At 65.3% G+C, this 354-nt stretch carries 1 protein-coding gene; it reads left to right on the forward strand.

Annotated elements, in window-relative coordinates; genetic code table 11:
• A partial coding sequence (locus tag SB754_RS19485; RefSeq protein WP_410784050.1) for an ATP-binding cassette domain-containing protein occupies positions 1–354 on the forward strand: 354 nt, incomplete at both ends.

Consider the following 354-nt stretch of genomic DNA (forward strand, 5'->3'; position numbering starts at 1 on the left):
GCTCGCCGACAACGCCCGCGTCGACGGATCGGTGCTCTTCGACGGCATCGAACTCCTCGGCAAGTCCGACAAGCAGATGTCGGAGATTCGCGGCAACGGCCTGTCGATGATCTTCCAGGATCCGCTGACGTCGCTGACGCCGGTCTTCACGATCGGCGACCAGCTCGTCGAGGCGATCACCGCGCACCGAAACCTGGCGAAGCCCGCGGCGTGGGCGCGGGGCGTCGAACTGTTGAGGACCGTCGGCATCCCCAATGCCGAGCTCCGCATGAAGGCATTCCCGCACGAATTCTCGGGTGGAATGCGTCAGCGCGTCGTGATCGCTCTCGCCCTCGCGAACGACCCGAAGCTGAT

This window comes from Leifsonia sp. SIMBA_070, from assembly GCF_046534635.1.
Taxonomy (GTDB): Bacteria; Actinomycetota; Actinomycetes; order Actinomycetales; family Microbacteriaceae; genus Leifsonia.